This is a genomic window from Streptomyces sp. NPDC048483 (assembly GCF_040651455.1).
In the GTDB taxonomy this organism is placed as follows: Bacteria; Actinomycetota; Actinomycetes; order Streptomycetales; family Streptomycetaceae; genus Streptomyces.
Genome location: NZ_JBEZJZ010000030.1, coordinates 52,445 through 79,246 on the forward strand (window position 1 = coordinate 52,445; position 26,802 = coordinate 79,246).

Consider the following 26,802-nt stretch of genomic DNA (forward strand, 5'->3'; position numbering starts at 1 on the left):
GGGCGGCGCGGACTAGGCTCTTTACCGGTTCAACTTGCGGGGAGCGGTGGGGTATTGGTAATGGGGGTACGGCTAAAGGGCAGCGGCTTCGTCGCCCGTACGGCCGCCCGCACGGCGAGTTCCGCCAAGGCCTCCGGCGCGCCGGCCTGGCCGCGGATTCCGGGGAAGGCGTTGATGTCCACGATGAGCGGGGCGCCGCCCCCGGCATCCAGGATGTCCACGCCGTAGACCTCCAGGCCGAAGACCTCGCCGACCCGCAGTGCCGGGCCGGTCCAGGACGCGGGCAGGTCGGCGACCGGCAGCGGCAGCGTCGGCCCGCGCCCTTCCGGCGCCAGTTCCGAGCGGCGTCGGGCGGCGAAGAGGTGGCCGTCGACCACCCACAGCTTGTGGTCCCAGCCGCTGTTCGCGGTGAACTCCTGGACGATCACCGGCTCATCGGGCCATGCGGCGGCCAGCGCCCGCAGCTGCGCGGCGCTGTCGGCGCGCGCCACGAGGTCATGGCGGCGGCTGTGACGGCTTTTGATCACCAGGGGGCCGGGCGGTTCGCCGGCCGCGGCCAGCTGCGTGAGCGCCGGTACGTAGCGGGACTCGGCGAACGGCAGACCGGCCGCCCGCGCCCGCTCCGCCATCTCGACCCGGTCCTGGCACCGCGCGGTGGCCACCGCGGAGTTGATGACCACCGCACCGCGCTCCTCGAGGAGGGCGGCAAGGGCCAGCGCCCGCGGCGTGCGCGCCTTGAGGAGGTAGACATCGGCGAGACCGGCGGGCGAGGCGTCGATCGGCTCGGCTGGGCCCGTCCAGGAGGCCGGGTCCAGGAACTCGACCTGATGACGGTCCGTCAGCAGCTCGGTGGTGGCGGCCAGCAGCGGGTGCTCCGGGTCCGCCGTCACCAGACAGACCCTCATCGCGCACCACCCATCGCCGCCCCGGACGCGGTCCGGTCCGGCACGGCCCGGGGCCGGCCGACCGGAGCTCGCCCGGCGGCCGCGGCCGGTGGAGCGGGAGATCCCATGGCCGCGGCCGCACCCGCTGCCGCAACCGCCCCCGTACGGGATCCCGTACGCGCCCCCGCGCGCGCGAGCCGCAGCACCGCCTCTCCCACCCTGGCCACGGCATCCGGCACCTGACGGAAGCTGGGGAAGTCATTGACGTCCACGACCACCGGCCCGTCCGGCCCGAGCAGGATGTCGGCCCCGTACAGATCCAGCCCGAAGACCTCGCCGATCTCGGCCGTGATCCGGGCGACTTCGGGAGTGAGCGGGACCTGGCGCTCGCGGACGGTGTGCGCCGGGTGCAGCGGCGAGCACCGCTCGGTGGCGTACAGATCGCCGTCGACGCTGTACACCTTCAGATCGGTGCCGGAGTTGGGCACATACGGCTGCGCGATGAGCAGACCGCCGCCGGCGTCCTCGAATCCGGGGTCCAGCAGCCGGTCCGGCGAGGCGACCAGCCGTACGGCGCGCCCGGAGCTGCCGTCGGCGGGCTTGACCACCAGCGGGTACTCGGCCTCGGGTATCTCGGCGAACTCCTCGGGCCGGGCCGCCACATAGGTGACCGGAACGGGCAGTCCGCTGCGGCGCGCGAGCACTGCCGCCAGGGCCTTGTCGCGTACACCGCGGATCGACCGGGCATCGTTCACCGTGGTCAGGCCGACGGTGGCGGCGGCTTCTAAAAGGGTGAGGCCGGGGCCGCCGGAGACGGTCTTGAGGACCCAGGCGTCATGGCTGCCCTCCTGTATCGCCTCCGATATCCGGATCAGCGACCGGCCGGGCCACACCACGTCCACTTGGTGCCCCCAGGCGTTGAGTTGGCGGATCACATCCAGCGGCATGCCGTCGTGGCGGTACTGCTCCTCCACCAGGAAGCAGAGCTTCATCAAGACACCCTCAAACCCTTCGTGATCGCCACACGGCAGATCCATGGCACACGGCCGAGCCATGACACACCAGGATCCCACGCGCCCCTCCGGCATCAGGCTGTGGCCCGTATCCGGTGCCGGGGACGGCCGGCGGGTGTTTCGGCGAAGTTACGCCACCGGCGGCGCCCGCGAGGCGCGCCATGACCTGCCCTTTGCCGAACGCGTCCAGAGGTTTCGCCACCTGCGCCCCCACCTCGGGAATCCCGCATGCCGGAAGCCTTGTTCCGCTTCTGGCCGTGGTCCTAAGGTCGGGCCACCCGGCGCGGCTGACCTCGTCCACGGGTGCTTTCTGGCGTCGACGCGTGCGCGGCACACCCCGCTGCTGCCCGCGTACGGACGCGTACCGAACGGCGGCAAGACGGGAAGCAGGCGAGCGGGTTGGCGAACGCGCAGCAGGACCAAGGGCAGGACCGGCAGCAGGAGCAGGAGCACGGGCAGGAGCAGGAGCACGGGCAGGACGGGCGGCGGGGCTTCCTCGTCAAGGTGGGCCTGACCGGCGCCGGCGGCCTCATCGGCGCGGCGGTGACCGGAGCGGCCCGGCCGGCACAGGCGGCCCCATCGGCCACAGCGGCCCCAGCCACCGCAGCAACAGCCGCGGCAGGCACCAAGAAGAACGCCCCGCACCCCGACCACTTCGGCGGCCGCCGGCAGCTCCTCGTCCCCGAGCTGGTCCTCCTCCCGGACGGACCCACCCGCGATCAGGCCGTCCTCGTCGAGAACGGGAAGTTCCGCGCGATCGGCCCCGCGAAGAAACTGATCGCCGCGCACCCCCATCTCCACCCCGTACGGCTGGACGGCCATCTCCTCATGCCGGGCTTCGTCGACGCGCACCATCACCTCACCCAGAGTTTCGGCAAGGCCCAGTCGTTCGGGCAGCCTTCGGAGATCTTCAAGACGGTCTGGGAGCCGCTGGAGCATGCGCTGGACGAGGAGACCGCCTATCTCTCGGCGAAGCTGGCCGCACTCGACGCGCTGCGAGGCGGCTTCACCACCGTCGCCGACGCCGGCACACGCGCTCCGGTCGATGTGGCAGCGGTGGCGAAGGGGACCGAGGAGGCCGGGATTCGCTGCGTCCTGTCCAAAATCGTCTCCGACGGCACGGGCGGCCCCGCGCACCTGGGGCGGTGGGACAAGCACCCGCTGATCCACCCGTCGCTGGCGATCGCCGTCCCGGAGAACGCCACCGAGACCGTCATCAAGCACACCGCGAAGCTCTGCGCCGAGGCCGGGGCGATCCTCCAGATCCATGTCAACGAACATCTCGCCTCCGTGGAACGCTCACTGAAGAGCGTGGGCCGGCGCCCCGTCGCCTATCTGGACCACATAGGCGCCCTCGGGCCGCATGTCCTCGGTGCGCACGCCACCTTGCTCACCCCGGCGGAGATGCGCATGCTGGCCGACTCCGGGGCGGCGATCAGCTACAACCCGGTGGCCAGCGCCTGGAAGGGCAACGCCGTTACGCAGGCCACCATGCTGGCCGCGCTGGGCGTACGGTTCGGGATGGGCACCGACGGCACCCGCGGCGACGGCTTCCGGCTGCTCGACGCGGCCGAGTCGGCACAGCGGCTGACCAGCGGCATGGCCACCGGGGACTCGGTGTGCGGGGCCGGGCGGCTGTGGCTGGAGCATGCGACCTCGCGCAGCGCCGACGCGCTCGGGCTGGGCCGCATCACCGGGGAGATCGCCGTCGGCAAGGCGGCCGACTACCTCCTCGTGGACATCAACGTCCCGGAACTCACCCCGTCCTACGACCTCCAGTGGGAACTTGTCCGCCTGGCGAACCGCACCCTGCTCACCGCGGTCGTCGTCGACGGCCGGCTCCGGCTGTGGCAGGGCTGGCCCACGGACTGGGACGCCCGCGCACTGGTGGAGCGGGCGGCGAAGGTGGGCCCGGAGGTCGTACGGAAGGCCAAGATAGCGCGGGTTTTGCCAAGGTAGCTGGGGCGGGGCCGTTGTGGGTCGCGGTGGGCGGTGGCCGGTCATCGGGGGTGGGCCACCGCCCCACCCCGCCCCCCTTCACCGCCCCCTCGGAATCCACCGCGCAATCACCATCGCCGTCACCACAACTCCCGCGGCCAGCACCAGAGTTGCGGCCTGCAGCCCGTCCGTGAACGCAGCCACGACCGCCGCATGCAGCCGCCCTTCGGACGCACCGGCCGCGCCTGCCGCACCGGAGGACATACCGGCCATACGGGCCTCCGCGGCCGCGACCGTCGTCGGATGGCCGGGCCCCGACAGCGGCGCCGGCAGCCGCGCCGTGAAGACGGCCGTCGTGATCGTCCCGGTCACCGCGATACCGATCGCGCTGCCCAGCTCCCGTGCCAGGCCCTGCAGCCCGGACCCGGTGCCCGCCCGGTCGGCGGGCAGCGCGGCCATCATGGCGTGCGAGAGGAGCGGGGTGGCGATGCCGCAGCCGAGCGCGGTGAGCCCGGCGCCGAGGGCGTGGAGCGCGTACGGGGTACCGGCATCGGCGGCGGACACCGTGGCCAGCCCGCCCGCCAGCACGACCATCCCGACCACCACCGTGCCACGCCGCCCGCACACCCGCTCCAGCAGCAGCCCGCAGCGCGGCCCGGCCAGCAACGCCGCAGCCATCGGCAGCAGCCGCACCCCCGCGCCCAACGGCCCGTACCCCTTGGCGTACTGCAGATACTGACCGTTCAGATAGAAGACTCCGAACATGCCGGTGAACAGCGCCGCCATGCCCACCGCGCCCGCGCGCACACCGGAGAGGGTGAACAGCCGCGGGTCGAGCAGCGGCTCGGCGGCCCGCAGTTCATGCCGCGCCCAAGCGGTCAGCACCACCCCCGCCACGGCGAGCGCCCCCAGCACCACCGGGCTCCCCCACCCCGACTGCGGCGCGGACACGATCCCGTACAGCAGGGCGAGAAAACCGCCGGTGAGCAACGCGCTGCCGAGCGGCGCGGCCGGGCGCGGACGGCGGGCCGTGACGGGAGTGACCGCGGCGACCAGCAGCAGCGCGCCCAGCGCGAGCGGCACCAGGCAGAGGAAGAGGGTGCGCCAGGTGCCGTACTGGATGGCCGCGCCGCCTCCGACATTGCCCAGTACGGCGGCGAGCCCGGTCATCGATGCCCAGATGGCGATGGCCCTTCGGCGCGGCCCGTCCGGCAGCCCGTCCACCAGCAGCGCGAGCGTGGTGGGCAGTACGGCGGCGGCGCCCGCCCCGCTGATCATCCGCCCCGCGATCAGCACACCGACATGCGGCGCCATCGCGCACACCACCGACCCGGCCGCGAAGACGCCCATCCCGCAGAGCAGCGTGCCCTTGCGCCCGCGCCGGTCGGCCAGCGCCCCCGCGGGCACCAACAGACAGGCGAAGACCACGACATACCCGTCCACGACCCAGACGACCGCTTCGGCGGACGGGTGCAGCGCACCGCCGGACAGAGCGGGGATGGCCAGGTTCACGGCGGAGACCATGCCGACGACCAAGGTGACGCAGAAGCACAGGGCGACAGCGACCAGGACGCGGGGGCGGTGCGAGCGGCGGGGCGGGCGGTGCGCCGGGCGGCCGGGCACCGGCGCCCTACGGCCGAACGGGACGGTCCGCCGCACCACTGCCGCCCCGCGCCCGGTCAAGCGTCGCGTGCAGCGTCAGCCGGTCCCCCCGCAGATGAATGAACTCCAGGTCGGCGGGGCGGCCATCGGCGAGCCGGGTGAGCCGTTCGACGGCCAGCACCGCTCCCCCGTCGGGCATCGCCAGCACCGCACAGGTCGCCGGATCCGCGACGACCGCCTGTACGGACACCTCGGCCGTACCGAGCGGCATCCCCACCCCCGTCTCGATCAGATCGAAGACATCGTTCCGTTCCAGCGCGTCCCGCCCCCGCGCCAGCAGCGGCTCCCCCACCTCCGGGATGAGGTACGTACAGTCCAGCGACAGCGGCGCACCGTCCACCCGCCGCAGCCGCTCCAGATAGACGGCCGACGCCCCCTCGGCCAGCCCCAGCCGCCGCGCCACCGAGCCCGGCGGCCGTACGGTCCGGGCCTCCCGTACCTCGTTCACCACCGCGCCGTGCCGCTGCAGCACCTCGGCGAGCCCGGACAGTTCCCCGAGCGGATGCTGGTACGCCCGCCCGACCACCACCGTCCCCACCCCCCGCCGCCGCTCCACCAGCCCCTCGTCGCGCAGCAGCCCCAGCGCCTCCCGCACCGTGTTCCGCGAGACCCCGAACTCCGCGATCAGCTCCCGCTCGTCCGGCAGCACCCCGCCCGGAAACGCGCCCCGCAGCACCTGCCCCCGCAGCACATTCGCCACCCGCCGCGCCCGGTCGGCCCGCGTCAGCGACTCACCAGCCACCCCGCCGTCACCCGGCATCGGACCACCCACGACGCCTCCTCATTCCCACGAAACGGCCTCTGTCACGACGAACGGCCCCTACCCGCGCCCGGCCACGAGGCTAGGCGCCTTGCGTTACGGCGATGTTACGCCACCCCATTTGACCTGCATCAATGCCTGACCTGCGGAGGTGCCCACAGGGCCCGGGCCAACGCCACCACCGTGGCCCCGCGCCGCGGCGATCGCTACGGTGGGGCCATGTCCCACAAGGCCGCCCCGTTCGACGCACTGGACCGCAAAATCGTCGCGGCCCTGATGGAGAACGGCCGGGCCAGCTTCGCGGAAATCGGCGCCGCCATCGGCCTGTCGTCCACCGCGGTCAAGCGCCGTGTCGACCGGCTGCGCGAGAGCAATGTGATCACCGGCTTCACCGCCACCGTGCGGCCCGCCGCGCTCGGCTGGCTCACCGAGGCGTACGTCGAGGTGTACTGCGACAGCGCCGCACCGCCCCGCCGCCTCGCGGAGGTCGTCCGCAACCATCCGGAGATCGCCGCGGCGGTGACCGTGACCGGCGGGGCCGATGCCCTGCTGCACGTCAGGGCGACCGATGTCGAGCACTTCGAAGAGGTGCTGGAACGCATCAGGACCGAGCCGTTCATCCGGAAGACGATCAGCTACATGGTGCTGTCCCATCTGCTCCCGGACAGCCCGGACGCGGGCACTCGACGGCCTTCCGGGACCATCGACGCCCCGGCCGCACCCTCCCGCGCAGCAAACCGGCGCTGACCGGCTCTTACACGCAGCATTCCTGCGCCAATAAGCAGCTTTCGTTCCTTGTGGCCGGAATAGGCGCTCCGTACCGTGTGGAGAGCGCCCGAGTGACGATCAGTCACCCTCGGTCATCTTCGGGCGTCCTCGGTTTTCCTCGCTCCACTCATCCTGCCCGCCCCGCCCCACCTGCCCCGCAGGAAGCGAAGGGATGCCACTGTGCCAACGGACGCCTCCGTGCCAACCGACGCCCCGGTACCACCTGACGCCCCCGCACCCACGCCTGCCGCTGCGCCCTCGCCCAGCTCTCCGCCAACGCGCCGCATCCCACGCGCCCGTCGCTATCTGGTCTGCGGCCCCCGCCACTTCGACGTCCGCTACGCCATCAACCCCTGGATGCGGGAAGACGCCCAGGTGGACACGGCCCGCGCAGCCCGCCAGTGGCAGGCCCTGATCGACACCTACCGCGACCATGGCCACCAGGTGCAGACCGTGCCCCCCGTCCCCGGCCTCCCCGACATGGTCTTCGCGGCCAACTGCGCCCTCACCCTCTCCGGCAAGGTCTTCGGCTCCCGCTTCCACGCGCCCCAGCGCCGCCCGGAATCCGCCGAGTACGAGACCTGGTTCAAGGCGGCCGGCTACGACGTCTACCGGCCGGAGTCACCGTGCGAGGGCGAGGGCGACCTCGTACCGGCCGGCCGCTACATCCTCGCCGGTACGGGCTTCCGTACGACCCGCGAGGCCCATGCCGAGGTCCAGGAGTTCTTCGGCGTACCGACCATCGGCCTGCGCCTGGTCGACCCGTACTTCTACCACCTGGACACGGCGCTCTTCGTCGTCGACGCAGCACCGGAAACGGAGGGCGGGGAAGGCGCGACCATCGCCTACTACCCCGAGGCCTTCTCCGCCGGCAGTCGCGAAGTACTCCGCCGCCTCTTCCCGGACGCACTCCTCGCCACCCGGGACGACGCCATGGCCTTCGGCCTCAACTCCGTCTCCGACGGCCGCCATGTCTTCATCTCCCCCGGGGCCACCGGCCTCATCGACCAGCTCACCGCCCGGGGTTACGTCCCCGTCCCCGTCGACCTCTCCGAATTCCACAAGGCCGGCGGCGGCATTAAGTGCTGCACCCAGGAGATCCGCTCTTGACTCCTCCCCCTCGTAAACGAGGGGGATTCCTGGCTCACGTCGCCTGCGGACCGGCGGTCCGACAGGTCTTACACGATCAACGCCAGCCGGGTACGGGACCAGCCCGGATCGGGAGGCTCCGCACGCGGTGCAGGTATACGTTCGCTCGGAAAGGGGCAGTGCGTGCTTGGCTCTCGCTCCGCAGGCTGCGCAATCCATCGTGGCGTGCGCCGGGTGCACCAGGTGCACCTTCCGCACGTGCTTACGGCCCCTCTCGGTCAAGGCCGGAAATCCTCCACGGCCAGAGCGTCATGGTCGCGGACAACGCGCTTGGCCCTTCCCCAGGCTCTCGGCTCCGCTCGAACAGGGGAGACCCCATTCACCGGTCCCACTCCGCCGGCAGCAAAGCGTGCGCGGTGGACGACACACGCACACGGAAGGTGTACCGAACGTGCCCGGTTTCCCCCCTCGTCTGCGCTGCTGTCGACACGATCACCAACCTACCTGGCACGTATGACAGTTGAGACCTGGTGCCCTATGGGGGCTGTCGCACCACGACCGTGGTGGACGCCGAATCGCCCGGCAGCGATACGGCTTTCCCCGCCCTGCTCCGCAGGAGCTTCGTTTCTCCCCCGCAAGCGGGAGGTACCCCCACCCCCGGCTGAAGCCGGCGGTATCCACGAAGGAGAACTCATGACCATTGCCCCCGCCCCCCGTACCGCCGGCGTACCCGCCCGCCGGACGCCGGCCGACCTGATCCGGGCCGAGGCCCCCGTCCTCGCCCACAACTACCACCCCCTCCCCGTGGTGATCGCGCGCGCCGAGGGCGTCTGGGTCGAGGACATCGAGGGCCGCCGCTACCTCGACATGCTGGCCGGTTACTCGGCTCTCAACTTCGGCCACCGCCACCCGGCCCTGATCGAGGCCGCGCACCGCCAGCTCGACCAGCTCACCCTCACCTCCCGCGCCTTCCACCACGACCGCCTCGCCGACTTCGCCGCGCGCCTGGCCGAGCTGACCGGCCTGGACATGGTGCTCCCGATGAACACCGGCGCCGAGGCGGTCGAGAGCGGCGTCAAGGTCGCCCGCAAATGGGCGTACGACGTCAAGGGCGTCCCGCCCGGCGAGGCCACGATCGTGGTCGCGGCCGGCAACTTCCACGGCCGTACGACCACCATCATCAGCTTCTCCGACGACGACACCGCCCGCACCGGCTTCGGCCCCTTCACCCCTGGCTTCCGCGTCGTCCCCTACAACGACCTCCCGGCCCTGGAAGCGGCCATCGACGCCACCACCGCCGCCGTCCTGATCGAACCCATCCAGGGTGAGGCCGGCGTCCTGATCCCCGACGACGGCTACCTCACCGGCGTCCGCGACCTGACCCGTCGCTCGAACTGCCTTCTCATCGCCGACGAAATCCAGTCCGGCCTGGGCCGTACGGGCCGGACCCTCGCCGTCGACCACGAATCCGTCGTCCCCGACGTCCTCCTCCTCGGCAAGGCCCTCGGCGGCGGCATCGTCCCGGTCTCCGCCGTAGTGGCCCGCCGCGACGTCATGAGCGTCCTCGGCCCCGGCCAGCACGGCTCCACCTTCGGCGGCAACCCCCTCTCGGCCGCCGTCGGCTCGGCCGTCATCGACCTGCTGGCCACCGGCGAATTCCAGTCCCGCGCCGCCGAACTGGGCAAGGTCCTCCACTCCGGCCTGGCGGCCCTGACCGACAAGGGCGTCACCGGCTTCCGCACCCGCGGCCTGTGGGCCGGCGTCGACATCGACCCGTCCCTCGGCACCGGCCGCGCCATCTGCGAACGCCTCCTTCAGGAAGGCGTCCTGGTGAAGGACACCCACGGCTCGACGATCCGCCTCGCCCCGCCGCTGACCATCACCCGGGAAGAGCTGGAGCGCGCATTGACCGCCCTGGAGCGAGCCCTTCGGGCACCGTCTTCTTAATCGCCTCGGCGAGATCCATGAGCGCGCCGACATCGCCATACTTCGCGGGAATCGTCACCTCGACGTAGGTCTTGCGAAGTGTGGTGGTGCATCGGTGGCCACCATCCGGCAGATTCTCCAGCATCCACCCCACCCCGCCGATCTCCCCGCCTGGCGCCCGAGGATTGTCCATTTCCTTCGACGGCACCACACCACAACGCAGCACCATCGCGGGATCGCCCCATGCCGCCGTATAGGGCGACGACGGATCCGTCTCCCTCCGCTTTCCACCGGCCACGGAATCCGGTACGGCGTCGAGCAGCTCGGCGCACATCCGCTGGGCTTTTGCCTTCGGTTCGGGCGCCGGCACCGACACCGCTTCCCCGGCGAAGAGATACATCGCAGCAAGGGCCGGCACAGCCACAAGCGATGCTCCCCATACCGCCAAGCGACGAGTTCTCATACGCCGACGATATAGCGGACCGCACACGCTCCATGAGGCGGCCCTCTCCTGACGCTTCGGCGAGAAGCATTTACGGAGCGCCATCGCCATACCGGCCAACTCGCGGGCCGAAGGCCCTGGTTGGCGTCGGCCCCTGCCACTCCCTCCCCGGCAGCGTTCGCCACAACGGCCCCAACAGGAGGGAAGCATCACATGTCCACGCCTCTGCAGGACGGCAGCAGCCCGGGAGTGGAATACCACCAGGCGGCCGCCGATTACGCGAATCCGCTCGACAAGCCCTTTTCCCTGAACCTGACCCGAGGAAAGCCTGCCCCGGAACAATGAGATCTGGCAGGCGACATTCTCACCTCGAGTATCCGGACCCACACTGCGGCGGACGGCACCGGCTTCCGCAATTACGGGGGACTCCAGGGGCTTCGGGAAATCCGGGACATCTTCAGCGGGCCGCTCCAGGTGCCGGCCGACCAACTGGTGGCGATGGGCAATTCCAGCCTGGCGCTGATGCACGACACCCTCGTCCATGCACTCCTGAGCATCATGCCGGGCTCGCGACGACGCCGGGCGGACGAGCCCGGTATCGCCTTCCTGTGCCCCGTGCCCGGCTACGACCGGCACTTCGCGCTGTGCGAGCGGTTCGGCATCGAGATGATTCCGGTGCCGATGACCGCGGACGGCCCCGATAGGGACGCCGTCGCCGATCTGGCCGCGGGTGACGCCCGGATCAAGGGCATCTGGTGCGTCCCCAAGTACAGCAGCCCCAGCGGCGTCTCCTACAGCGAGGCAACCGTGCTGCGCCTGGCCGAGATGTTTCGGCTCGTCCCCGGCGCGCGTGGCCTGGTTCACGGGCCACGCGGCCAAGCGCACCATCGGCGCCGACAAGGTCAACCAGCTGCGGCACGCACGGCTGCTGCGCGACGCCGACGGCCTCCGCGCGCACATGGCACGTCACCGCGCGCCAGGGGATCGCGGGGAATCGGCGCGGCATGTCGGTGGTGATCGATAGCGTGCCGGGATGAGTGAAGCGATCCCTCGCCATGTGCTGTGCGTACTCGGCTCCGGGCTGGGCCTTTCGGAGATGGAACGGATCGCCGCCGGCTTCGGCGGATTCGTTCTCGACCGCGAGTACTCCGAAGCCGCACCCGACCCTCGGATGCCCAAGGCGTTCGAGGCCGGTATGGCGGCGGCGTCGTTCGACGAGGCGGACTGGGCCGCGGTGGAGTCCCACGACACCGTCGGCTACCTGCTGTCCGCGCCGATGATGCGGGAGCTGGCGGCCGACACCTCGCGGCGGCTGCTGGCGGCAACGGCCGCCCTGCTGCGGTCCGGCGCCGCTGCGGTGAAGAACGAGAGCAGTGCGATCGCGCACGGCCGGGACCGCTGGGTCGCGCTGGCCGACCGAGCGGCCGACGCCAAGGAGGAGGACCTGGCCGCCACGCTCGTCGCCGCCTGGGTGAAGCGGCCGGTCTACGACGGCCAGGTGCTCTACAGCTGCGGCATGCACCTGCTCGGCGCGCCCGAGGTGGAGATCGAGGTCGACGAGGAGCAGCTGACCGAGGACGGTCTGCCTGATCTGGTCGCGCATCTGGACGCGCTGGCGATCTACCTGCTGACCGATCCCCGCGCGAAGGAGATCGAGGACGGCGCCGGCTTCCGGATATCCGAGGATGCCCCCCGCCGGCTGCTGCGCGTCGGCACCTGCGACCGCCACGACGAGGACGACCTGTTCTTCAATCCCTACGGCTACGTCCGCCTGACCCACCCCGAGTGACGGCGGCCCGCCTGCACGCAGGGCGTCCCCGTCATCCGGCGGGGTGGACGCTGCCCAGCCACAGCACGTCACGGGCCCGCGTCATGGCGACGAAGAGCTGGCTGCGCGCAAGCTCTGCCCGCTCCCGTGCGATCTCAGGAACGTGCGCGGCGCTTCCCTCCCCGTCGTGGAGCCGGCCGGCCCCGCGCAGTCCGGAGTCGTGGTGCGGCAGATACACCCGCTTGAATTCCAGGCCCTTGGCCCGTCGATAGCTGCCGAGCTTCACCCCCTCGACCGGGCGGCCGTCGTAGTGTTCCAGCGAGCACACCGGGATGCCCTCCTTGGTGAGCAGCCGGTGATACCGCTCGATGGCCCGCTTCGTACGGCACAGCACGGCGGTGTCGGCCCGTGCCGTCGGTGGCAGCGCGCGCAGCGTGTCCAACAGAGCCCGGTCGTGCTCGGCCTCCGTCGGCTTCACGACGTGCTGGACCTGGCCGTCGTAGTACGTCAGATCCACGTCGCGGCGGCCGGGGGTGCGCAGACCGTCGATGTCGTCAAAGGTGTCGTCGGCGACCACCCCGAGGGCCGTGTCCAGGATCTCCTTGCTGTTGCGGTAGTTGACGCGGAGTACTTGGCCACGGTCGCCGCGGATGTCGACCCCCGCTTCGGAGAGGCGGAAACCGCCGGGATATACGGCCTGTTGGCCGTCGCCGATCAGCAGCAGCCCATTGGCCGCGTCACCGACGAGGGCATGCAACAGCCGTACCCCCACAAGGGTCAGGTCCTGCACCTCGTCGACGATCACGGCGGAGTACGGGGCCGCCCCGGTGCGGCCTGCCGCCTGCGCGAGGGCCAGGGCGAGGACGTCATTGAAGTCGTGTACGCCGTAGTCGAGGCGATAGGACTCATACGCCTCGTACAGCGCCCAGACGGCCTGGCGGTGGGGCCGGCGAAGGCTCGCCCGACGGCGGCGGCGGGGCACCGCGGCGTACTCCTCGAAGGAGGTGATGCCTCGCCCCTTGATGACGCAGTTGATCTCCTCGTGCCAGTAATGCGGGAGCGGATCTATCTCCGCCAGGCAACTGTCCCGCCCCTCGTGCGTCCAGGCGCGGCTGAAGGCCGTATCCGCCTTGTTCTTGTCGAGTCGGACCGGGACGCCACGGCCGCGCAGAAATTCCTGGGCCCAGGAATGCAGGCTGCGGAAATCGACCCGGTCCGCCGTCGCGGGCGACATCGTCTTGAGGAAGGTGCCCTGCACCCGCGGCAGGTTGTTGGCGAAGGTGACGTAGAGAATCCTGCCGCTGGTGCGCTGCGCGAGATGGGCCGCGCGATGCAGGCCGACGACGGTTTTGCCGGTGCCCGCCGGGCCGCTGATGCGGGCGGGGCCGGCCCAGTTACGGCGTACCAGCGCGACCTGATCGGGGTGGAGAAAGGTCATCCACTGTTCGATGGGCGCCCGCCGGGCCTCGTCGAGCGCGGCCTCGACCAGCCCGTCGAGATCGAAGAGCCCCTCCGACTCCGGCGCCTGAGGACGATCGGGCCGCTGTGCGGCCTCCGTGACGCCCGCATCCTCGTACTCGGGGAACACCCGCTCCAGATGGTCGGCGATGGCCCGTACCGATGCGGCCGCCAGCCGGCCCCGCTCCCGCATCAGGGCGGGCCCGATGTTGTGCTCGCCCAGCAGCCGGATCCTGCCGAGCTCCCTGTCCAGCCGGTGCCCCGCGAACACCATCAGGGGCCGCACGGCCACGGGGGACAGCCCCAGCGATGCCACCGCGGACTCTGCGGCCTTCGTCACGGCCGTCAGTTTGCGCGCATGCTCGTCCCGTGGCTCTCCCCCGGCCACCAGTCGGCCGCCCGAACTCTCCGGTGCGGCCCGCCAGTTCTTGACGTCGATGACGAACACGCCGCCGGGCCCGACCAGCAGCATGTCCACATTCGCCGCCCGGGTACCCGGCCACCGACGGTCGACCAGCAGCCGCCACCCCTGCTCGGTCAGCACCAGCAGCTGGGCCGCAACCCGTCGCTCCCCCTCGCTCGCCGCCTCCCACCGTTGGGCCTGCCGACGCGCCGCCTGCCACTGCTCACGTAACCGTCGCTCGTGCCGCCGTGCCTCCTGCGCCCGCCGCGACGCCGAACCACCTGCCGCCATGTTCCGTCCCTCCCCCAGCGGAGTAATGACCATAGGCCGTTCCCTGACGGTGTGTAAGGGCGCACGACCAGCTCACAGCCTCACACCGACATCCGCAGCACCGCGGCCAACTGAGGCAGCGCCACCAGCACCAGCACGATGCCGATCTCGATCCAGCGGTACTTCGCGCGGATAATCTCGCTGGTTCTCTGCAGCGAGGCGAGCAGCGGACCGGTCGGATCGTGCGCGATCCGCTCGAAGGCGCGGCTCGGCGGCTCCCGCTCCGCTCCTCGTCCGATGTCCTCGAAGTAGCCGGGGCCGGCCGGGGCGAAGTGCCTGCCCCGGCGCCGCCGGGGAGTGAGGGCGCAGAGGAAGCCGGCGATGGCCAGGAACGTCGTGATCACCGCGCTCCACCACAGCGCAACGCCCCACCGGGACGTCGCCGTCTGCCCGAATCCCGCCGCCCGGCTCACCGTCATGAAGGCGCCCAGCATCGCGCCGTCGAGCGGTTGATTACGGATTGCCGGGAGCGCGGCAGGCCGTCGCCGTCAGCGCCTGCGCCGCCCCATGGGCTTCCCGCGCCGCACCCGGACTCCCGGAGATCGCGGCCGCGGTGATCGCCCCATTCACCAGAAGCGCCAACTGCGCACCCAGCACTGCCGGTTCCCGCGCGCCGAGATCGCGGGCGAGGTCCGTCAGGTAGTCGAGAAGTGCCTGCTTGTGCCGTCGGGCGACGGCCGTCACGGCGTCCGAGGTGGCGCCCAGTTCACCGAAGGAGTTGATGAAGGCGCAGCCCCGGAAGTCGGGGGTGGCGAACCACGTGTACAGCCAGTCGAAGACGGCCGACAGCCGGCCTTCGGGGGTGGTGGCGTGCTCGGTGACGTGGGCGGCGAGGGCGGTGCGCCAGCGGGTGTCGCGGCGGTCCAGGGAGGCGGCTATGAGGTCGTTCTTGGAGGGGAAGCAGGCGTAGAGGCGCTTGAGGGAGACGTCGGCCTCGGTGCGGAGTTCGGCCATGCCGACGGCCTGGATGCCGCGGTCGTAGAACAGCTTCTCCGCGGCGTCGAGGATGCGCACGCGGGGCTCGTCCGCCGTCGTGTCCCCGCCCTCGTGATGGCGCATGTGCGGCTCCCCCTTCCCTGGAGAACGTACGTTCTCTATGCTAGCCGACACGAGCGGAGAACGATCGTTCTCCGCGGCTCATCAGGACGGATGAAGGAGATCGGCATGGCGCCACGGCCCGCGTACCCGGTGTTCGACGCACAAAGTGCGCTGCAGAAGGTGCAAGCCGCGGAGGACGCGTGGAACACCCGCGATCCCGAACGCGTTGCGCTCGCGTACACGGAGGACTCGGTCTGGCGCAACCGGGACACCCACCTCACCGGCCGCGACGCCATCGTGGCCTTTCTGCGCCAGAAGTGGGCCCGGGAGCTGGACTACGCGCTGCGCAAGGAGCTCTGGTCGTACAGCGGGAACCGGATCGGGGTGCGGTTCCAGTACGAGTGCCGGGATGCGAGGGGGCAGTGGTGGCGCAGTTACGGGAATGAGCTGTGGGAGTTCGCGGAGGACGGGCTGATGCGGCGGCGGGAGGCGAGCATCAACGATGTCGCGATCGCGGAATCGGAGCGGCGGATTTTCGGCGCCCGGCCGGAGCAGGAGAGGGGGGCGGGGCTCCCTGAGGCCGCCCGACCTTTGAGCCTGCCCGTCTTCTGAGCGGCACGGGTGACGGGCGGCGTCAGGGAGTGGCGGTCAGTGGCGGTCGGTGGAGAGCGCGAAGGGTCTCGCCGAGGACGGCCACACCCTCGGTGATGGCCGTCGGTGAGCTCGCCGCATAGCCCAGGACGAGCCCCGGCGGGTGGGCGCGCAGGCAGTGCCAGGAGAGGGGCTGGACCTTCACCCCGGCGACGAGGGCCGCGGCGGCGAGGCCGGTGTCGGAGACGTCGTTCTCGGAGAGTTCGGTGGGGGAGACCTCGGTGGGGGCAACGTCGGTGTGGGACACCTCGGTGTCAAAGGAGCCGGTGGGAGGCATGCCCGTCGGGCCCCCGAACGTGACAGTCAGGTGCAGCCCCGCCGCCGCCCCGTGCACCACCGCGTGCGGCAGATGCGTACGGATCGCCGCGATCATCGCGTCCCGGCGGCGGCGGTGGCGGGTGCGCAGGAGCCGTAGCCGGCGTTCCAGTTCGCCGGATTCCATCAGGTGGGCCAGGACGAGCTGCGGCAGTACGGCGTTGCCGAGGTCGGCGAACCGTTTGGCGTCGACGAGGGCGTCCCGGTATTTCGGCGGCGCGAGCAGCCATCCCACCCGTAGGGCGGGCGCGAGCAGCTTGGAGATGCTGCCGGCGTAGCAGACGTGCTCGGCGAGCATGGCGCGGAGCGCGGGCACCGGTGGGCGGTCGTAGCGGTGCTCGGCGTCGTAGTCGTCCTCGATGATCAAGCCGCCCGCCCCCGCCCACCGCAGGAGCTCGCGGCGCCGGCGGCCTCCCAGGACCACGCCGGTGGGGAATTGGTGGGCCGGCGTGAGCATGACGGCAGCCGCCCCGGTGGCACGGAGGGCATCGACACGTACCCCGTCCTCATCCACCGGGACGGGCGGTGTCACCAGCCCCCAGCTGTGCAGATGCTGACGCACGCCGAGCGAACCAGGGTCCTCCACCGCTATCGCGGAGATACCGTCACGCCGCAGGACCTGGGAGATCAGGCCGAGCGCCTGCGCGGTGCCGGCGACGATCAGCACCTCCGCCGGGTCCACCCGGATCCCGCGATTACGGGCCAGCCAGTTGGCGACGGCGCGGCGGAGGGACGGTGCGCCGCGGGGGTCGCCGTAGCCGAGGTCGGAGGCGGGGACCTCTCGGAGGACGGCGCGTTCGGCGCGCAGCCATGCCGCGCGCGGGAACGCCGCCAGGTCGGGCACGCCGGGCGAGAGGTCGATGCGGGCCGGTGCCGCGCGGAGGGCATCGAAGACGTCCGGGCCGGGCGGGGTGGTGAAGGGCGTGGTGAACGGGGTCATCGGGGGCGATTGGGCGGCCGTTACGGGGGTGGGCGCGGGTGCCGACAGGGGCGCGGCGACGACGACCGTGCCGCCCCGCCCCCGCCCCGCGATCTGTCCGTCCTCGATCAGCCGCTGGTATGCCTCGGTCACCACACCACGGGATACCCGCAGGTCAGCGGCGAGCGACCGGGTCGCCGGCAGCTTGCTCCCCACCGGGAGACGGCCGTCGGAGATCGCCAGCCGCAGCTGCCGGGCCAGCCAGTCGGCGCGCCCGCCCGTGGGCGCATCGTCGATGTTCAGCTGAAGGAAGTCGGCCCCCGTGGAGGCGGCGTCCCGCGGGGCCATGGACCGCTTGGCGTGGTCATCTTCGGACCTGTTCACGGGGGCCATTCTGGCGTGACGGTGAACCTACGCGACGCCCGACGAGGCCCCAGCGCCCGACGACACCACAGCCCCCGACACCAACTCGGGCAGCTTCCCGGCTGTCTCCGCATCCGCCGGCATACACGCGAACAGCTTCACACCAGGCGCGTCCAGCGCCGCCAGCTTCACATAGTCGAAGGTCAGCGGCCCGATGGTGGAGTGGTCGAACTCCCAGCGGCTGCTGCCGAAGTCGGCGAGGTCGTGCGCCTCCCACCCGTCACGGAACTCCGGGCTCCGCCGGCGCAGTTCGCCCGTGAGCCGCTCGAAGCGCGGCTCACCGAACTGCCCGCGCGCATCCGCCCGGAACTGGGCCACCAGATTCCGGGCCTGCGCCTGCCAGTCGACGAGCAGCGTGCGCAGGGCCGGATCCGTGAACACCAGCCAGAGCAGATTGCGTTCGGCGGGGGCCAGCTGCGCCGGATCGCCGATCAGGCCCGCCTCGGCGCGGTTCCAGCCGACCAGGTCCCAGTTCGCGTCCAGGAGGTAGGCGGGGTGCGGCTCGAGGGCGTCCACCAGACGCTGCAGGGCGGGGCCCGGTCCGCGCCCCGGTGGCTGCTCCGGGGGGCGCTCGTCGGCGAGTGCGAACAGGTGGCGGCGCTCTACGGAGCTGAGCATCAGGGCGCGCGCCAGGCTGGTGAGGACCTGCCGGCTGACGGTGATGTCCCGCGCCTGTTCCAGCCACGTGTACCAGGTGACGCTCACCCCGGAGAGCTGCGCGACCTCCTCGCGCCGCAGTCCCGGCGTACGCCTGCGAGGACCCGCAGGGATACCTGCCTCGCGCGGCGTGATCCGCTCCCGGCGCGACCGCAGAAATTCCGCCAGGCGGCGCCGTCGCTCCAGGTCTGCCATCACACTCGCAAGAGCCGTAGTTGACGTAGGGGAGAAGGGCGTAGGGGGTAGCTGGAACACCAGCATAATCGGTCTCTGTATGTCCGACCGGGGCTGCACAACGCTGACGGCATGACCCGGACGACGCCCTCACACGCCCACGGACAGCGGTCCGCAGGGCAGCACACCACGCGCTCCCGGCGCACTTCGCACTCCCCGCACAGCCTCTCCCGCCCCCGCTCCCCCTGGCAGGCCCTGGCCATCGTCCTGGTGGGGGCCTTCATGGCCGTCCTCGACACCTTCATCGTGCTCGTCGCCGCACCCGCCATCCAGGCCGATCTGCACGCCTCCGCCGCCGACATCCAGCTGGTCCTGGCCGGCTACCAACTCACCTACGCCATCGCCCTCATCACCGGCGCCCGGCTCGGCGACCGCTACGGCCGCCGGCGGCTGTTCCTGATCGGAATGGCCCTGTTCACGCTGACCTCCGTGGGCTGCGCCGCCGCCCCCGACCCCGGCAGCCTGATTGCCGCGCGGCTCGCGCAGGGACTGTCCGCGGCCGCGATGTTTCCGCAGGTCTTCGCGATGATCCAGGTGCTGATACCGGTGGCGCAGCGCCCGAAGGCGTTCGGTGCGCTCGGTGCCGTCATCGGCATGGCCACCATCGTCGGCCAGCTGCTCGGCGGCGTACTCATCTCCACCGGCTTCTCCGCCGCCCTGTCTGCCGAACTCTTCGGCTCCTCCTGGCGGTCGGTCTTCTGGGTCAACGTCCCCATAGGGCTGGCCACGCTGGTCCTCGCCCTGCTGCGGGTGCCCGAGTCGCGCGCACCGGAGGTGAGGCGTCTCGACCTGCCGGGCGCCGTCGTGCTGACCGTGGCCCTCTTCCTCCTTGTCGTGCCGCTGGTGGAGGGGCGCTCGTACGGGTGGCCGGTGTGGACCTGGCTCAGCCTGGCCGGCAGCGCACTCGCGTTCGCGGCATTCGCCCTGGTGGAGCGGCGGGTTGCCGCTTCCGGGGGCGCTCCGCTCGTCGATCTCGGGCTGCTCCGTACGCGCCCGTTCGCCGTCGGAACCACCCTGGTCGTCGTCGCGTACGCGGGCATCAACTCCTTCTTCCTCATCCTCTCGCTCACCCTGCAGGACGGCCTGGGGATGGACGCACTCGGCGCCGGGCTGGTCTATACGCCGCTCGCCGTCGCGTTCTTCGCGGTCAGCGTCATCGCCGGGCGACTGGCCCCCGGGCGTCGGGTGCTGCAGGCGGGTGCGCTCGTCAGCGGGCTGGGATACGTCGCCGCCATCGTGCTGGTCAGCAATGCCGGTACGGGCCTGACGGCGTGGGGCCTTGCGCCGCCGCTGGTCCTGGTCGGCGCCGGCAACGGACTCCTGGTCACGCCGCTGCTGAACGCCGTGCTCGCCAACGTCGGCCCCAAGGAGGTGGGGATGGCCTCCGGTGTGCTCTCCACCTGCCAGCAGGTGGGCGGCGCGGTCGGCGTCGCCGTCGTCGGCGTCCTCTACTACAACGCCCTGGGCGACGCCGCGCACCACGACACCGGCGCCTACGGGCATGCGCTGACCATCGCCATCATCTTCAACCTGGCGCTGGCGGTGGTGATTTCGACGCTGCTGCCCTTCCTCCCCGACACCGCCGCGGCGCGCTCCCATGCACCCGCCGAACACCCCAACACCTCACCTCCATCGGGAACTTAACCGCACGTCACCGAAATCCTCTTGTCAACTGCCCGCGGTTCACCTAACTTGGAATGGACGTTCCAAGATTCACGGACGCGGATCCCCGCAACGGCACAGGGAGGCTCCATGCCACCGGACATCAAGCACTTCAACCCCGACGTCGTACTCGACGACGCCGTGCGCGTCTTCTGGCGCCAGGGCATGCCCGCCACCGGGATACAGGCGCTGGTTTCCGCGACCGGTCTGAGCCGCTCCAGCCTCTACGCAACGTTCGGCAGCAAGGACGGTCTCTACGCCGCCGCCCTGGGCCGCTATATAGCGCAGCACTCCACGCCCGCCTTCGCCGCGCTCTCCGCCGATCCCTCGGGACTGACCGCGATCGAGAACTTCTTCACGGGCCTGATCGGGGTGCGCTGTTCCGGTGCGGTCGCCGGCTGGGGCTGCATGGTCACCAATGCGCACGCCGGACCGGAATGCGCCGATCCGGCGATACGCGAACTGCTGGACGCGCACCACGAATCCCTGCAGTCGGCCATGCGCTCCGCGCTGGGCACGGCCGCCGGTCTCGGGCAGCTCCATCCGTCCGTCGACCTGGACGCCGCGGCGGCCGTGCTCGCGACCCTGGCGTACGGGGTCAATCTGCGCTCCCGCGCGGGCGCCGCCGCCGACACGCTGCGGGAGTCCGTGGCGGGGGCCCTGGCTCCCCTGCGTGCCCCCACCTCACCCACGCCACAGGAGGTACCACCGCCATGAGCCTCAACGACGAACTCGCCGCCTTCCTCCGCACCCGCTCCGGCGAGATCCCTGCCGCCGCACGCAAGGTCATGGAGCGCACCGACCGCGAACACGCCGCATCCGGCCAGGCCGGCCGTGCCCTGAACGTCGGTGCCACGGCCCCCCGCTTCAGCCTCCCCGCGGCGAACGGTACGGCCGTGACCCTGGACGCCCTGCTGACCGACGGCCCGGTCGTGCTCACCTTCTACCGCGGGGCCTGGTGCCCGTTCTGCAACCTGGCCCTGCACGCCCTCCAGCAGCAGCTCGGCGAGATCACCGCCCGCGGCGCCCAGCTGGTGGCCGTATCGCCGCAGATCCCCGACGAGTCCCTCACCCTCACCGAGAAGCACGATCTCGCCTTCCCGGTCCTCAGCGACATCGGCTCCGACACCGCCAAGCAGTACGGCCTCAGCTTCGACCTGCCCGAGGATCTCGCCGCCGTCTACGACTCCTTCGGCTTCGACCTCCAGCGCGTCAACGGCGGCCATCCGCACACGCTCCCGATACCTGCCACCTACGTCATCGACCGCGACGCCACCATCCGCTGGGCCTTCGTCGACACCGACTACAAGACCCGCGCCGAGCCGTCCGACATCCTGGCCGCGCTCGACGGGCTGACCTGAGCCGACACGCTGAACCGGCGGGCCCACGAGGGCGCCTGTGGCTCGGCGCGCCCCGAGGATAGGCCACCGGTCGAGGGAACGCTATGGTCGGATTTCCAGGAACGTAACGGGGAAGGCAGCCGCCGATGGCGCAGGACGATGCCGTGATCGGCTGTACAGGAGTGCTGTTGATCGGCACTCGCGGGGCTGCCGGCCCCGGTGAGGTTCTGGTGTCGGTCAGGGGTGGCTCCGAGGCTTTTGTCGCCTGGTCTGCCGAGCCCCTACCGGTGGGCGCGACGGTGCTCGTGATCGAGTCCCGCGGCGCGCGCCAGGTCGACGTCATTGAGTGGGCTGATCCGTTGGAGGCGTTGACCGGCGACCCCGGCGACGCCGGTTGAGGAGACGAAGGATGTTCGGTTACCGCGTTCCGGCCCCCGATCAAGCCATGCTGATCTCGGGAGGCAAGCGTGGTCAGGGGGGCGCGCCATTCCGGGTGGTGACCGGTCACGGCAAGTTCGTGCTGCCGGTCTTCCGTAAGGTCCGCTTCCTGACACTGGCGATGTGTGAGGCAGAGGTCGCCGAGAAATGCGTCACCCGGCAGGGCATCGCGCTGACGGTCCGTGCCGTGATCGCGTTCAAGGTTGGCAACGACACCGAGAGCGTGGTCAACGCCGGCCAGCGCTTCCTGTCCGACCAGGACCAGATGGCGGTGCTGACCGGCCGGATCTTCGCCGGTCATCTGCGGTCCATCATCGGTTCGATGACGGTCGAGGAGATCGTCACGGAGCGGCAGAAGCTGGCCACCGAGGTACTGGAGACCTCCAAGACCGAGATGGCCAAGATCGGCCTGACCGTCGACTCGCTGCAGATCCAGTCGATCGACGACGGCGACACCGGCTACATCGCGGCGATGTCGGCCCCGCACAAGGCCGCCATCCAGCAGAAGGCACAGATCTCCCAGGCCCAGGCCACCCAGGCGTCGGTCGAGGCGCAGCAGGAAGCCGCGCGGAATCAGGCCGAGTACCAGCGGCGGACGGCCATCGTCCAGGCCGAGTACAACGCCGAGGTCGAACGCGCCCAGGCCAAGGCCGCGCAGGCCGGTCCGCTGGCGCAGGCGCACGCCCAGCATGAGGTGCTGGCCGCGCAGACCGAGCTCGCCGAGCGCGCCGCCGAGCTGCGTCAGCAGCAGCTGGTCGCCGAGGTCGTCAAGCCCGCCGAGGCGGAGGCCGAGCGCATCCGGCTGCTGGCCCTGGCCGAGGCCGAGCGGATGAAGATCCAGGCCGAGGCCGCCGCCTCGTACGACCGGGTGGCGCTGGACCGCATGGTCATCGACCAGCTCCCGCAGATCGTCAAGGAGGCCTCGGCCGGCCTCCAGGGCGCCAACGTCAACGTCCTCAACGGCGCCGACGGCCTCGGCGAGATCGCCGCCGGCCTGGTCGGTCAGGGCCTGACCATCCTCGATTCGGTCCGCCGCAACCTCGGCGCCACCGACGCCCCGGACAACGGCACCGGAACCGGCACTGGCAAGAGCGAGGGCACCGGCAAGGCCGGCAACGGCCAGGGCCACAGCGGCCGGGTCGAGATCGAGTAGTACCGCGCGGACAGGAGCAGGGGACGGGAGCGGCAGCCCCGCCCCCTCCCCTGCTACCTAACTCCCTGCTGCCTACGCCCCCCGCCCCCGCTGGCGGTCCTCCTGCGTGTGCTTGCGCCGGGCTTGGGCCACCAGACGGTTGAGTACGGCGACGGTGGTGGCGATGTCGGCGTCGTCGAAACCGGCGAGGGCGTCGTGAAGGGTGGCCTGGCCGGTTTGCTGGAGGCTCCTCAGGACGGCCCTGCCGTGCGGGGTGATGGCCACCTTGCGGGCGCGGCGATCGAGCGTGTCCGCGGTGCGCTCGACCAGGTCCTGGGACTCCAACTGGCCGATCTGGCGGGTCACATGGGGCGGCTCGACCATCAGCAGCGCGGCCAGATCGCCGACCCTGCTGACGCCCCCGCCGTCCTCCAGCGCCATCAGCAGCCAAAGGTCGGAGCGGGCCACTGTGACACCCGCCTGCGCCGCCTGGCGCTCGTGTGCCCGCGAGCGGGTGAGCAGGTAGGCCAGCGTGGCCAGCACCCTTTGCAGCGCGGCGGTGGGGTCCTGGTCACGGGCCTGGTCGCGGCTCTGGTCACGGGCCTGGTCACGGGCCTGACCGTTGGCCTGGTCTCTTGCGGGGTCCGGCATGGGGTGACTGTAGCCGCCGCATCGACGACCTCGTAGGGGAACGGGTCGGTGGCAGTGCGTACCGGCCGACGTCCGCTTTGAGCCAACCTCCTACGCACCGCGATCACCCCTTCCCCCGCCAACTCGGCGCGAGTTACCGTGAATCCACCCAGTTACTTAACTTCGGTAACTAAGTTGCGAGTGTCGGCACATGCACTCCCGCGGCAACGACGCCGCCTCCCGATCGTGGAAGGACAGCCGCATGACGACCGCACAACGACCCCAGGAAACACGCGCGGCACACCCGGACACCCTGACCGTCCCGGCCGCACGGGCCGCCGGCTGCCCCTTCGATCCGCCACCCCACGTCGAACGAGCCCGTACGGAGGCGCCGGTCACCCGGGCCACGCTCTGGGACGACTCCTCCTGCTGGCTGGTGACCCGGTATCAGGACGTACGGGCGGTCCTCGGAGACCCGCGGTTCAGCGCCGACGCGACCCGCCCGGGATTCCCCTTCCTCGCCGCCGGCGTACGGGAAGTGGTCATCAACAACCCCTCCTTCCTCCGCAAGGACGATCCCGAGCACGCCCGGCTGCGCCGGATGCTCACCGCCGACTTCATGGTGAAGAAGGTGGAGGCGATGCGCCCCGAGGTGCAGCGCATCGCCGACGATCTGCTGGCGGCGATGACCGACGGCAAGACCTCGGCCGATCTGGTCGCCGAGTTCGCGCTGCCGCTGCCGTCCCTGGTGATCTGCCTGCTGCTCGGCGTCCCGTACGAGGACCATGCCTTCTTCCAGGACCGCGGCAAGGTCCTGCTCAACCTCCGGTCGACCGCCGAGGAGGTACGTGCCGCGTCGGACGAGCTGGTCGCCTATATGACGCGGCTGGCCGAGGCCAAGCGGCAGCAGCCGGACGACGGGATCTTCAGCCGGCTGGTGGCGCGCGGCGAACTCGATACCGCCGAAATCGCCTCCATGGGACGGCTGTTGCTGATCGCCGGCCATGAGACGACCGCCAATATGACGGCCCTCTCGACGCTCGCGCTGCTGCGCAACCCCGACCAGCTGGCCCGGCTGCGCGAGGACCCGTCGCTGGTCAAGGGCGCGGTCGAGGAGCTGCTGCGCTATCTGACGATCGTGCACAACGGCGTGCCGCGGGTCGCCACCGAGGACGTCATCATCGGCGGCGTGACGATCCGCGCGGGCGAGGGCGTGCTCTGCGCGATCAACACCGCCAACCGCGACGAGGACGTCTTCCCCGCGGGCGACACCCTCGACGTCGGCCGCGACGCCCGCCGCCATGTCGCCTTCGGCTTCGGCGTCCACCAGTGCCTGGGCCAGCCGCTGGCCCGGGTGGAGCTCCAGATCGCGATCGAGACGCTGCTGCGCCGACTGCCGGATCTGCGGCTCGCCCTCCCCTTCGAGGAGATCTCCTTCCGCCACGACATGGGGATCTACGGGGTCCACGCGCTGCCGGTGACCTGGTAGCCCGCGCCCGTACGCACCGCCCCGCCCCCCGTTCCGTACACCGCCCCCCTGTTCCGTACACCTGACTTGGGAGAACCAGGAACCATGCGCATTCATGCCGACCAGGAGAAATGCTGCGGCGCCGGCAGCTGCGTGCTCGCGGCGCCGGACGTTTTCGACCAGCGCGACGAGGACGGCATCGTCGTCGTCCTCGACGCCGAGCCGCCGGCGGAGCTGCACGACGCGGTACGCGAGGCCGCGGCCATCTGCCCCGCCGCCGCGATCTCGGTGACCGGCTGATACTCCGCGCGCCGGCCCCGCACCACCCGTGGCGGGGGCCGGCGCACCTCGCCCTACGGCTGCGGTCCGAGGCCGTCGGCGACCAGCCCGGCCAGCACCGCCTCGCTCAGCGCCTGCACCGCGGACTGCGGCCGCACCATCACGGTGAACTCCCTGATCCGCCCCGCCTCGTCGAACTGCAGCAGGTCGATGCCGTGGATCTGCTTGCCGTTCACGGTCGCCCGGAAGATCAGGATCGCCGAGTCGGCGACCCCGCCGTCCGCCCCCGCCGCCGTCTCGGCGCTGCCGGCCAGCTCGCCCACGTAACGGAAGTCCTCGAACGTACGCAACAGCACCCCGAAGAGCCCCAGCACCATCGGGCGCCCCTCGAAGGGGGTGAACTTCACCGGGCTGTAGAAGCGGATGTCCTCGGTGAACATCTCTTCCAGGGCGTCGAGTTGGCGTGCCTCCACAGCCACCCGGAAGCGGTCCGCCGTGCTCTCTGCAGTGGTCGTCATGCCGCATACCCCTCGCCTCGGCCGGTCTCTCACAGACCGGTCACGCTCCAGTAATCCATACTCCCAACCATGATTAGTCAGATTCTTGAGTATGGGAAGCCCTGCGCCGCGGTCCCTGAGGGATCGATTCCGCAGCACCCCTTCGTGTGACGAGCACATCTGCGTGACATCTCCGGGCGTATGCATGGGCATCAGGCAAGCCGTATGGATCGCCTATAGGAAGGAATGTCTGCATGCGTCTCCGCCGCACTGCCGCCAGCGCCGTCGCCACCGCCGTCGGCGCCCTCGCGCTCGTCCTGAGCGCGCCGGCCTCGGCACACGCCGCCACCGGCCCGTTCACCTACGTCGTCGACGGCGATCCGGTGCTGCACCTGCTGCCCAACCCGCCGAGCGGCACGTGCGTCCCGCTCCCCGAGGTGGCCGACCCCGAGGTCCCGCCCGCGCATTCGCCCCGTAACTTCACCGACTCGACCGCCGTGGTCTTCACTGGCACCGACTGCACAGGTGACTCCTTCAGCCTCCGCCCTGAGACCGGCTACGGCTCGGAGCGGCTGAAGCTCCGGTCGGTGCTCTTCGGCCTCGGCCTTCTTCAGGTCGAAGCGGGCCGGGTTGGCGTTGACGTCCGCGATGTCGAACTTCTCGATCAGCTGGGCGATG

The 26,802-nt window shown here is 71.1% G+C and carries 28 protein-coding genes and 2 pseudogenes; 17 read left to right on the top strand and 13 right to left on the bottom strand.

Features of this window, described 5'->3' with window-relative positions; genetic code table 11:
- Positions 1-29: 29 nt before the first annotated feature.
- Complete coding sequence (locus tag AB0D04_RS18105; RefSeq protein WP_362703980.1) at positions 30-905, bottom strand: alpha-L-glutamate ligase; 876 nt, start codon at positions 903-905, stop codon at positions 30-32.
- Positions 902-1,876 carry a hypothetical protein gene (locus AB0D04_RS18110; protein WP_362703982.1) on the bottom strand — a complete coding sequence of 325 codons (975 nt, stop codon included), beginning with the start codon at positions 1,874-1,876 and terminating at the stop codon, positions 902-904. Before AB0D04_RS18110 ends, AB0D04_RS18105 begins: the two co-directional genes overlap by 4 nt.
- A gap of 708 nt (positions 1,877-2,584) precedes the next feature.
- On the opposite strand from AB0D04_RS18110, the gene AB0D04_RS18115 reads away from it, so the two are divergent.
- A complete protein-coding gene (locus AB0D04_RS18115; protein WP_362704038.1) occupies positions 2,585-3,856 on the top strand; it encodes an amidohydrolase family protein in 1,272 nt (423 codons plus the stop codon).
- Positions 3,857-3,934: 78 nt separating this feature from the next.
- On the opposite strand, the gene AB0D04_RS18120 is transcribed toward AB0D04_RS18115, so the two are convergent.
- Entirely contained in the window at positions 3,935-5,458 is a 1,524-nt protein-coding gene (locus AB0D04_RS18120; RefSeq protein ID WP_362703984.1) for an MFS transporter, read from the bottom strand.
- A gap of 7 nt (positions 5,459-5,465) precedes the next feature.
- Positions 5,466-6,257 (bottom strand): GntR family transcriptional regulator, encoded by a 792-nt coding sequence (locus AB0D04_RS18125; protein WP_362704041.1) that lies wholly within the window; start codon positions 6,255-6,257, stop codon positions 5,466-5,468.
- A 219-nt stretch (positions 6,258-6,476) separates the two neighbouring features.
- Between AB0D04_RS18125 and AB0D04_RS18130 the strand changes: the two genes are divergently transcribed.
- Both AB0D04_RS18130 and ddaH read left to right on the top strand, forming a co-directional pair.
- Complete coding sequence (locus tag AB0D04_RS18130) at positions 6,477-7,004, top strand: Lrp/AsnC family transcriptional regulator (RefSeq protein WP_362703986.1); 528 nt, start codon at positions 6,477-6,479, stop codon at positions 7,002-7,004.
- 306 nt (positions 7,005-7,310) lie between these two features.
- The gene (gene ddaH / locus AB0D04_RS18135) at positions 7,311-8,135 is read left to right on the top strand and encodes a dimethylargininase (RefSeq protein ID WP_362704044.1); all 825 of its coding nucleotides are present in this window, start codon (positions 7,311-7,313) and stop codon (positions 8,133-8,135) included.
- Between the two features lie 45 nt (positions 8,136-8,180).
- Here the strand turns inward: ddaH and AB0D04_RS18140 are convergent.
- Positions 8,181-8,449: pseudogene (locus AB0D04_RS18140) on the bottom strand (zinc ribbon domain-containing protein); the annotation flags it as partial.
- Positions 8,450-8,807: 358 nt separating this feature from the next.
- On the opposite strand from AB0D04_RS18140, the gene rocD reads away from it, so the two are divergent.
- Positions 8,808-10,061, top strand: a complete 1,254-nt coding sequence (rocD, locus tag AB0D04_RS18145; RefSeq protein ID WP_362703988.1) for an ornithine--oxo-acid transaminase — start codon at positions 8,808-8,810, stop codon at positions 10,059-10,061.
- Here the strand turns inward: rocD and AB0D04_RS18150 are convergent.
- Positions 9,994-10,503: a DUF3515 domain-containing protein gene (locus AB0D04_RS18150; RefSeq protein ID WP_362703990.1), complete on the bottom strand. Its 510-nt coding sequence runs from the start codon at positions 10,501-10,503 to the stop codon at positions 9,994-9,996. The two genes, rocD and AB0D04_RS18150, sit on opposite strands and share 68 nt — an antisense overlap.
- A 192-nt stretch (positions 10,504-10,695) precedes the next feature.
- Here AB0D04_RS18150 and AB0D04_RS18155 point away from each other — a divergent pair, with 192 nt between their 5' ends.
- The 4 genes and pseudogenes from AB0D04_RS18155 to AB0D04_RS18170 all read left to right on the top strand — a co-directional run bounded on the left by AB0D04_RS18155 (position 10,696) and on the right by AB0D04_RS18170 (position 12,271).
- Positions 10,696-10,827, top strand: coding sequence for a hypothetical protein (locus tag AB0D04_RS18155; protein WP_362703993.1), 132 nt, complete (start codon positions 10,696-10,698; stop codon positions 10,825-10,827).
- A 30-nt stretch (positions 10,828-10,857) separates the two neighbouring features.
- A pseudogene (locus tag AB0D04_RS18160) lies at positions 10,858-11,248 on the top strand (aminotransferase); the annotation flags it as partial.
- Positions 11,249-11,332: 84 nt separating this feature from the next.
- On the top strand, positions 11,333-11,506 hold the full coding sequence (locus AB0D04_RS18165; protein ID WP_362703995.1) for a hypothetical protein: 174 nt from the start codon (positions 11,333-11,335) through the stop codon (positions 11,504-11,506).
- Positions 11,507-11,515: 9 nt separating this feature from the next.
- Entirely contained in the window at positions 11,516-12,271 is a 756-nt protein-coding gene (locus tag AB0D04_RS18170) for a hypothetical protein (RefSeq protein ID WP_362703997.1), read from the top strand.
- Between the two features lie 31 nt (positions 12,272-12,302).
- Here the strand turns inward: AB0D04_RS18170 and AB0D04_RS18175 are convergent, their stop codons facing one another.
- From AB0D04_RS18175 to AB0D04_RS18185, 3 genes are all read right to left on the bottom strand, one after another.
- Positions 12,303-14,402 carry a UvrD-helicase domain-containing protein gene (locus tag AB0D04_RS18175; RefSeq protein WP_362704000.1) on the bottom strand — a complete coding sequence of 700 codons (2,100 nt, stop codon included), beginning with the start codon at positions 14,400-14,402 and terminating at the stop codon, positions 12,303-12,305.
- Between the two features lie 80 nt (positions 14,403-14,482).
- Positions 14,483-14,860: a Pycsar system effector family protein gene (locus AB0D04_RS18180; RefSeq protein ID WP_362704003.1), complete on the bottom strand. Its 378-nt coding sequence runs from the start codon at positions 14,858-14,860 to the stop codon at positions 14,483-14,485.
- Positions 14,861-14,894: 34 nt separating this feature from the next.
- On the bottom strand, positions 14,895-15,500 hold the full coding sequence (locus AB0D04_RS18185) for a TetR/AcrR family transcriptional regulator (protein ID WP_362704005.1): 606 nt from the start codon (positions 15,498-15,500) through the stop codon (positions 14,895-14,897).
- Between the two features lie 105 nt (positions 15,501-15,605).
- Between AB0D04_RS18185 and AB0D04_RS18190 the strand changes: the two genes are divergently transcribed.
- Positions 15,606-16,091, top strand: a complete 486-nt coding sequence (locus AB0D04_RS18190) for a nuclear transport factor 2 family protein (RefSeq protein ID WP_362704007.1) — start codon at positions 15,606-15,608, stop codon at positions 16,089-16,091.
- 22 nt (positions 16,092-16,113) lie between these two features.
- Here the strand turns inward: AB0D04_RS18190 and AB0D04_RS18195 are convergent, their stop codons facing one another.
- Positions 16,114-17,712, bottom strand: a complete 1,599-nt coding sequence (locus AB0D04_RS18195) for a PLP-dependent aminotransferase family protein (protein ID WP_362704047.1) — start codon at positions 17,710-17,712, stop codon at positions 16,114-16,116.
- 63 nt (positions 17,713-17,775) lie between these two features.
- Positions 17,776-18,639, bottom strand: coding sequence for a helix-turn-helix transcriptional regulator (locus AB0D04_RS18200; protein WP_362704009.1), 864 nt, complete (start codon positions 18,637-18,639; stop codon positions 17,776-17,778).
- A 111-nt stretch (positions 18,640-18,750) separates the two neighbouring features.
- On the opposite strand from AB0D04_RS18200, the gene AB0D04_RS18205 reads away from it, so the two are divergent.
- The 5 genes from AB0D04_RS18205 to AB0D04_RS18225 all read left to right on the top strand — a co-directional run bounded on the left by AB0D04_RS18205 (position 18,751) and on the right by AB0D04_RS18225 (position 23,271).
- Positions 18,751-20,322, top strand: coding sequence for an MFS transporter (locus AB0D04_RS18205; RefSeq protein ID WP_362704010.1), 1,572 nt, complete (start codon positions 18,751-18,753; stop codon positions 20,320-20,322).
- Positions 20,323-20,430: 108 nt separating this feature from the next.
- On the top strand, positions 20,431-21,057 hold the full coding sequence (locus AB0D04_RS18210) for a TetR/AcrR family transcriptional regulator (protein ID WP_362704013.1): 627 nt from the start codon (positions 20,431-20,433) through the stop codon (positions 21,055-21,057).
- On the top strand, positions 21,054-21,701 hold the full coding sequence (locus AB0D04_RS18215; protein ID WP_362704015.1) for a peroxiredoxin-like family protein: 648 nt from the start codon (positions 21,054-21,056) through the stop codon (positions 21,699-21,701). Before AB0D04_RS18210 ends, AB0D04_RS18215 begins: the two co-directional genes overlap by 4 nt.
- 125 nt (positions 21,702-21,826) lie before the next feature.
- Entirely contained in the window at positions 21,827-22,078 is a 252-nt protein-coding gene (locus AB0D04_RS18220) for a hypothetical protein (protein ID WP_362704017.1), read from the top strand.
- Positions 22,079-22,089: 11 nt separating this feature from the next.
- Positions 22,090-23,271: an SPFH domain-containing protein gene (locus AB0D04_RS18225; protein ID WP_362704019.1), complete on the top strand. Its 1,182-nt coding sequence runs from the start codon at positions 22,090-22,092 to the stop codon at positions 23,269-23,271.
- A gap of 72 nt (positions 23,272-23,343) precedes the next feature.
- Here the strand turns inward: AB0D04_RS18225 and AB0D04_RS18230 are convergent, their stop codons facing one another.
- The gene (locus AB0D04_RS18230; RefSeq protein WP_362704021.1) at positions 23,344-23,901 is read right to left on the bottom strand and encodes a MarR family transcriptional regulator; all 558 of its coding nucleotides are present in this window, start codon (positions 23,899-23,901) and stop codon (positions 23,344-23,346) included.
- Positions 23,902-24,142: 241 nt separating this feature from the next.
- On the opposite strand from AB0D04_RS18230, the gene AB0D04_RS18235 reads away from it, so the two are divergent.
- Both AB0D04_RS18235 and AB0D04_RS18240 read left to right on the top strand, forming a co-directional pair.
- A complete protein-coding gene (locus AB0D04_RS18235) occupies positions 24,143-25,369 on the top strand; it encodes a cytochrome P450 (RefSeq protein WP_362704024.1) in 1,227 nt (408 codons plus the stop codon).
- An 84-nt stretch (positions 25,370-25,453) separates the two neighbouring features.
- Positions 25,454-25,648 (top strand): ferredoxin, encoded by a 195-nt coding sequence (locus tag AB0D04_RS18240; protein ID WP_362704027.1) that lies wholly within the window; start codon positions 25,454-25,456, stop codon positions 25,646-25,648.
- Between the two features lie 53 nt (positions 25,649-25,701).
- Here the strand turns inward: AB0D04_RS18240 and AB0D04_RS18245 are convergent, their stop codons facing one another.
- Positions 25,702-26,145, bottom strand: coding sequence for a nuclear transport factor 2 family protein (locus AB0D04_RS18245; protein WP_362704029.1), 444 nt, complete (start codon positions 26,143-26,145; stop codon positions 25,702-25,704).
- 233 nt (positions 26,146-26,378) lie between these two features.
- On the opposite strand from AB0D04_RS18245, the gene AB0D04_RS18250 reads away from it, so the two are divergent.
- Positions 26,379-26,802, top strand: a 424-nt coding sequence (locus tag AB0D04_RS18250) for a hypothetical protein (protein ID WP_362704050.1), incomplete at its 3' end; no start/stop codon positions are given.